The 6,157-nt window shown below is 47.3% G+C and carries 6 protein-coding genes; 3 read left to right on the top strand and 3 right to left on the bottom strand.

The genetic code is table 11. From position 1 onward, the window contains the following. Window positions 1–61 precede the first annotated feature (61 nt). The gene (locus IQ260_RS26095) at window positions 62–658 is read left to right on the top strand and encodes a hypothetical protein (RefSeq protein ID WP_193996008.1); all 597 of its coding nucleotides are present in this window, start codon (window positions 62–64) and stop codon (window positions 656–658) included. A gap of 346 nt (window positions 659–1,004) precedes the next feature. Here the strand turns inward: IQ260_RS26095 and rsmG are convergent, their stop codons facing one another. Continuing rightward, a complete protein-coding gene (gene rsmG, locus IQ260_RS26090) occupies window positions 1,005–1,760 on the bottom strand; it encodes a 16S rRNA (guanine(527)-N(7))-methyltransferase RsmG (RefSeq protein ID WP_193996007.1) in 756 nt (251 codons plus the stop codon). Between the two features lie 54 nt (window positions 1,761–1,814). Next, a complete protein-coding gene (locus IQ260_RS26085; protein WP_193996006.1) occupies window positions 1,815–2,465 on the bottom strand; it encodes an ABC transporter ATP-binding protein in 651 nt (216 codons plus the stop codon). Between the two features lie 108 nt (window positions 2,466–2,573). Between IQ260_RS26085 and IQ260_RS26080 the strand changes: the two genes are divergently transcribed. After that, a complete protein-coding gene (locus IQ260_RS26080; protein WP_193996005.1) occupies window positions 2,574–3,026 on the top strand; it encodes a DUF3531 family protein in 453 nt (150 codons plus the stop codon). A 115-nt stretch (window positions 3,027–3,141) separates the two neighbouring features. On the opposite strand, the gene IQ260_RS26075 is transcribed toward IQ260_RS26080, so the two are convergent. After that, window positions 3,142–3,699: a Uma2 family endonuclease gene (locus tag IQ260_RS26075; RefSeq protein ID WP_193996004.1), complete on the bottom strand. Its 558-nt coding sequence runs from the start codon at window positions 3,697–3,699 to the stop codon at window positions 3,142–3,144. A 294-nt stretch (window positions 3,700–3,993) separates the two neighbouring features. On the opposite strand from IQ260_RS26075, the gene IQ260_RS26070 reads away from it, so the two are divergent. Continuing rightward, the coding region (locus tag IQ260_RS26070; protein WP_193996003.1) for an NACHT domain-containing protein at window positions 3,994–6,157 on the top strand (2,164 nt) is incomplete at its 3' end.

Below are 6,157 nucleotides of genomic sequence, written 5' to 3'. Positions count from 1 at the left end.
GTAAAACTGTCAATGAGACAATACTTTAAGATTGTTGATAAAATATTGGTCAGACAATCAAATGAGTACAGATTCAAGCCAGAGATTAGAATACCTTTACAAGGAATATGTACGGCTCAGTGATAAAGCTGAAGACTTTATCAAAAGTACGTATGACGATTTCAAGATGTTTGGCGCTGTAAGCGCAATTATAGTTATTTGGAAACCTATTTCTGAATTAATTGCACCGATAAACTCCAAGGTTGATTCCAGTTTGATTTTGTTCTTAGGGTTTTTAAGTTTGCTTACAGTTCTAGGAATCATTGCATTACTAAATTTACTCAAGCAATCTTATACGTGGTATTTTGTTCACAACTTGCAAGCTTATGAAACAGAAATAAGAAAAGCGTTGGATGAGGCGGAAGGATCGCAGATTTTCAACTTTAATATAGCAAAAGAAGAGAAGCGTTTTGTTACGGCAGTATATCGTTTGTCATTAAGATCTCTCGTAATGTCTTTTGCTTTTGCTGTTATCGCCATACCATCTATCATTCTGTTTTATTCAAATATTCTGTATGCAATTATCTATTTGCTAATATCGTTACTCGGTTTTTTGATTATCTATCTACAAACTTTTAGAAGAATGCTCAAACAATATTCTGATACCAGATATTTGTGAATAAATAAAATCTTTGGCAAACCGTACACCAAGCTTACTAGTGCAGCATTTGAATGCTTTATAGCTTAACAAGTTGATGGAGTCGATCTCTGAAAATTCTGCATCACTAGTCTGGATTGCCTGTCTCGATTCATCTCAATCTTTAATCTGAGATTGCCTAGTTGTAAGGCTGGCAGCCACTCAAAGCGAATCTCCTAGTTGCCTAGTTGTCGCCGTGAGAGCGATTCAAGGCCTTCTAGAACTTGCGATCTCAACCACCTAAACCACCCAAAACCGCAGCCCATAAGGCTACTGCACCGCGCCCATTATCAAGCACTCACAGCGTCTCAAACGAAGGGTATATCTTTTACAAAGGATGCTTGGCTGGAACTCCCACCTGTCTGGGAAATTCTTTATCAGTTTTCTCAATTTTTTTGACATACAGGCAATGTCTGGCTCCCTGAGTTAGAGGCGTTTCCCAGGGGCAAATGGCGACTAGCTCACCCCCCAAAGTGTCTAAGGCTCCCATAAATAGTGCTTCTTCCTCGTCGGTCCACTGACCGCGAAATATGACGGCGAAGCCACTTTTTTTGAGCAGTGGCAGAGCATATTCTGCGCAGGTGGAGGCTGGGCCAACGGCTCGCACCATGGCCAGGTCATACTGGGCGCGGTGGTTTGGATCGCGACCCACGGTTTCTGCCCGCTCCACCAGACAATCAGTATTAGTCAAGCCTAGCTGCTCGCACAGGGTTTCTAGAAAGGCCATCTTTTTGCGGGTGGAGTCGAGCAGGGTGACCTGCCATTGGGGACGTGCGATCGCAACCGGCACACCTGGAAAGCCAGCCCCCGTCCCAATATCGATCACTCGTTTCACCGTCGGCAGCCACTCTGGCTTCTGGGGCTCATACCAGGGGGCCAAACCGCTCAACGAATCCCACAGATGCTTTTCCCAAAATCCATTAGGTTCTGTAATCCGCGTCAGATTCACCTGGCGATTGCCCGCCAGTACACCCTGATATAAACGATCAAATAACGCCTGCTGCTCGACTGATGGTTGCCACTGCAGCGTCTCCTGCCAAACCTCACCGTTGATGGGTAATGGCTCCGTGATTGTTTCTGTCATTCCTTTATTTTCCACGTCCTTTGGATGTTCTGATGGATTTTCTGGGGTGCAAGCCTACGCCACCGGAGCCATTTCCAAGGGCGACGTTACCAGCTCCCCATGCTGTAATGTCCAGCAGTAATCTGCCAAATGAGCCAAATCACTAGCATCGTGAGACACCACGAGTAAACTCCAGTCTTTCTTGAGCTTCGCTAGTAAACTGATCAGCTGCTGCTTCATGGACCAATCCAACCCAGCCGTCGGCTCATCTAGCAATAGCAAATACGGTTGTCGAATCAGCTGTACCGCCAGCGCTAGTCGACGTTGTTGGCCACCACTTAGTGCATGGGGAGCCGTCTGCAGGGAAATCATCCCCAATCCCACCGAATCCAGTGTTTTCGTCACCTGCTCAGCCCCTAGCTCTGGATGACCCAGGCGTAACTCTTCCAAAACCGTGTGACCACAAAAATGACGTTCCGGAAACTGAAATACCAGTCCAGCCAGCTGCTGCAGGGTCTCCGGCTCTAGTTCCTGGTCGCGCCAGTGCAGAGTCCCTCTAGATGGAGCCACTAACCCCGCCAAAATTTCTAGCAGCGTGCTCTTACCTGAACCACTGGGACCCACGATCAGCCCCATCTTCTTGGGCTCTAACGTAAACGAAATATGATTGAGAATAGGAGCTACACTAGCCGCCGGGTGATACGAAACACGATCAAGGGTGAGCATTCATGGGCACAAGAAGGTCCACTCCACACTATAGCCAATGTTTAGTTCAGCGCGTCTATGCCAAAGACCTTGCTATGCTAAGTAACCGGAATCACACCCCCCTAAACTATGGAAATTCGCTTTCGCGAGTGCGACTTCTTTAATCTGTGGATTTGGTTGGAGCTAGAGAATGTACCCTCTGCTATGGAGCAGCAGTACATCGAAGAAATTTTTGACTCGTGGTTTTTCCTCGGCAAGCTGGGTGGCTTTAATGCCGAGAACCTGCAGGTGCAGGACGGCGGCCACGAAATCAGCTATATGAACTACGATAACGACGTTGCCGACGGCAGCCTCATGGCCGTTATGCACAACATGTCTGAGGTGCAGTTTCAGGGGACCTGGGCCCGCTGCTGGTTTGACCTGGGTACCACCGATGCCATTGCCCTAGACGTACTGGTCAATACCCTCAAACAGTTCAGCAAAGACTACATCGTGATCCACCGGGTCTACATCGGTGGTGAAAATGAAGACTGGCCCATTCCTCGTGATCAGCATGCCGACTTTGTCGATGCGATGCATTAGTTCGGACTTGTGAGCTTAGGACAGGGAAATGAATAACATCCATCCCCTTTAAATTGATAGAGGACTGAGCGGAGTCGAAGTCCGACCAAAGTGGAATTTATTCAATCTCTGTTCCTCATAAAAACTGCTTGAGGACCAACGTAAAGCCTGGTAGAACAGATTCCCCATTCAAAATGGCAGTATCTGGATAGTGAGTCACAGACCCGTCTGAGCGATAAGCCCTGGCCTGACGATTCTGGCGGTCGAGCAACCAACCTAAACGAACTCCATTTTCGACATACTCAATCATCTTTGCCTCTAAATCACGGAGGCGGTCGTTTTGAGACCGAATTTCCACCACAAAGTCGGGCACTACTGTGATAAAGGCATCTTTGCCCTGGTCCCAGCCCGCTGGTAAGCGTCCTTTAGCGATGAAAGCTGCATCTGGAGATCTCACCGCTCCGTTAGGCAGCCTAAACCCGGTGGAACTACTGAAATAATCACCAAGATCGTTGTCTTCTACCCATACACCTAGCCGGGTAATGACTCTGGCTTCTCGGTTGCCTGAGCTTCCTCCAGTGGGGGGCATAGTTACTAAACTTCCATCAGCATTGCGTTCAAATCGCAGCCCAGGGTTCATAGCACTCAGCTGCAGCAGTTCTCGGTCAGAAATAATCGGCGTTGTTTGCACCATAGGAGCAACCCACTCGATAGGTCTATAGCCACAGACTCATCATAATCATTGATAGCTGGCTCCGCACACAGTGTAGTCCCCACAATTAACTGCTAGCGAGATCGCAACTCTAGCATTTCAGAAATTTGTTGAGTCGAGTGCCGGGAAGTTGGCTAAAAAATCTCCATTTTTGCGATCTCTAGGATAACTGACTCAAGTGCATCGACCAGGCAAAGGGCTAGCAAGCTAAGGTAGAAGGCAGTTACTGCTTATATCAGTGACATTTGCATTCAGGGCAAGCCGGGCTAAAAACGGATGACGGACCCCAACGATAAAAAAACGGAGCAAACGAACCGCGACGGCTCAACAGGGTTTCAAACGACTGTACATGGGGGAACTGTCAACATTGGCTCCCATTACCACTCGGCTGCTTCACCAAAGCCAGGGAGCGTTGATTTTGAGCGGTATATTCAATTTATTCGTCAGGATTCACGCTACCAAAATGTTCGGGATCTCTACACCGAAACTGAGGCGCTGATTCCGCTTGAAGCTGAAACGGTGGAGCGGCAGTCAAAACGTTCAGAACAGGATACAGAGCAGGCTCAGAAAAAGGTTGAACGTTTTCCAGTGCTGGAGGGGTTGCGAAAGTATGCCCTGGGCCGTGAGCGACAGCATGTGCTGCTGGCAGGGCGACCGGGTTCAGGAAAATCGACCACACTGAAGCGGTTGCTGCTGGAATTGGCCGATGAATGGGTAGCAGATAGCACTCAACCAGTACCAATCTATATTCAGCTAAAACGTGACAGTTCTCCTTTGGAGTTGATTACTGACGAGTTAGAAAAAGGCGATATAGAGCTTGAGGAAAAGGAGATCAAGCGGTTACTGCGGCGCAAGCGCTTGATCCTACTTTTGGATGGCATCAACGAAATTCCGTCTGAACCGCGACGGCGCAAGCTACAAGAGTTTCGTGAAGATCATCCCACCACACCGATGATCTTCACTACGCGGGATCTGTCCGTGGGGGGCGATCTTCTGGGCATTAAAAAACGATTAGAGATGCTTCTCCTCAGCGCCCCCCAAATGCGGCAGTTTGTGGGTAAGTACCTCTCTGACCGGGGAATGTCTGGCCAGACCGATACACTGCTAAGACAGCTCCACGATCGCCTGCGAGAAATCGCCGAAACACCGCTGCTGCTGGAAATGCTCTGCGATGTCTTTGACCCGGCCATCCAGCAAATCCCCCAAAGCAAGGGAGAACTCTTTCGACAGTTTGATGAGAAGTACGACACATTCAAAGGCGACCCGGCGGTCTCTGAAGACTCTCGGCGATATAGAAAAGAGTTACTGCGGCATCTAGCGTTTTGCATGATGCAAGGTCCTCTGGATAAACCCACAGAAGCTTGGTTGACCTTAGACCGTAACCTCGCCGAAAAGATCCTGGAGAACTATCTTACAGGTCACGTCCATGATTCTGGGCCACGAGCCAGAGAATGGCTAGAAGATTTACTAGAGCATCATTTGCTGCAAATTGCTGCTAATCCTAGAGAAATCGAGTTCCATCATCAGCTTTTTCAGGAATACTACGCAGCAGAGGAGCTATTGCTTCGACTACCTGATTTGCTCGAAAATGAGCCCAAATTCGAGCGAGACTACCTTAACTTATTGAAGTGGACAGAACCCATCGCCCTGATGCTGGCGCTAATGAATGAGGAAAAGCAAGCGCTACGGGTGGTGAAGCTGGCGATCGATGATGTGGATTTGATGTTGGGGGCGAAACTGGCTGGCAAGCTACAGCCATTATCTCAGAAAGAAGCTATTGCCAATGTCATTGAGAAAATCAGAACGAAAGTAACTTCTCCAAGCTGCAAAATCAAACTCCTAGGCCAAACTTGCTCCGATTACGCAGTCCCAATATTGATCGAAAAACTTACTACTGAGAAAAACCAAGATCTAATATTCGAGGCAGCTTTCGCACTAAAAGAGCTTGGTTGTCGATCAGCAGTTCAGCAACTATTGCCGCTCTTAAAACATAATCATCAGTTGATCGTTATAGCCGCACTCTTCGTTTTGGGTGAACTTGGAGGCAAAAACATATTACCGGACATATGTGAGGCTTTAAATCATTCAGAAGAGGAAAGTATTCGAGAATATGCTGTTGAAGCATTGGGTAAATTGGGAGACCGCACTATAATTTCACATTTAATTTCTAGTGCAAAAAAGGATCCAAGTATTGGAGTTCGAGAAAAAGCCGTTGAGGCATTGTTAAGGCTGCATGCTGAATCAGCTTTAACAACATTGATTGAAATTGTTTCAGAAAATAAAAATATTTCTGTCTCAAACTTATCTTCTTGCTGGAGTGCGGCTAAAACCTTAGACCAAAATGACCTAGAAAATGCGGTTCAAGCATTAGCTGAAATAATTAGGAATGAAACAGATCACGACACTCGCCAAAATTTAGTTGAAGCAATAGGTGTCATAG

The organism is Leptolyngbya cf. ectocarpi LEGE 11479 (assembly GCF_015207065.1).
GTDB classification, from domain to species: Bacteria; Cyanobacteriota; Cyanobacteriia; order Phormidesmidales; family Phormidesmidaceae; genus Leptothoe; species Leptothoe ectocarpi.
Note: the sequence above shows the minus strand (reverse complement) of the source record. Positions and strands in the feature narration are given on the sequence as shown.

Coding starts and splice junctions, on each gene's coding strand:
- rsmG (WP_193996007.1), bottom strand. CDS start 1,760: ATGACAGAAACAATCACGGAGCCATTACCCATCAACGGTGAGGTTTGG.
- IQ260_RS26085 (WP_193996006.1), bottom strand. CDS start 2,465: ATGCTCACCCTTGATCGTGTTTCGTATCACCCGGCGGCTAGTGTAGCT.
- IQ260_RS26075 (WP_193996004.1), bottom strand. CDS start 3,699: ATGGTGCAAACAACGCCGATTATTTCTGACCGAGAACTGCTGCAGCTG.
- IQ260_RS26095 (WP_193996008.1), top strand. CDS start 62: ATGAGTACAGATTCAAGCCAGAGATTAGAATACCTTTACAAGGAATAT.
- IQ260_RS26080 (WP_193996005.1), top strand. CDS start 2,574: ATGGAAATTCGCTTTCGCGAGTGCGACTTCTTTAATCTGTGGATTTGG.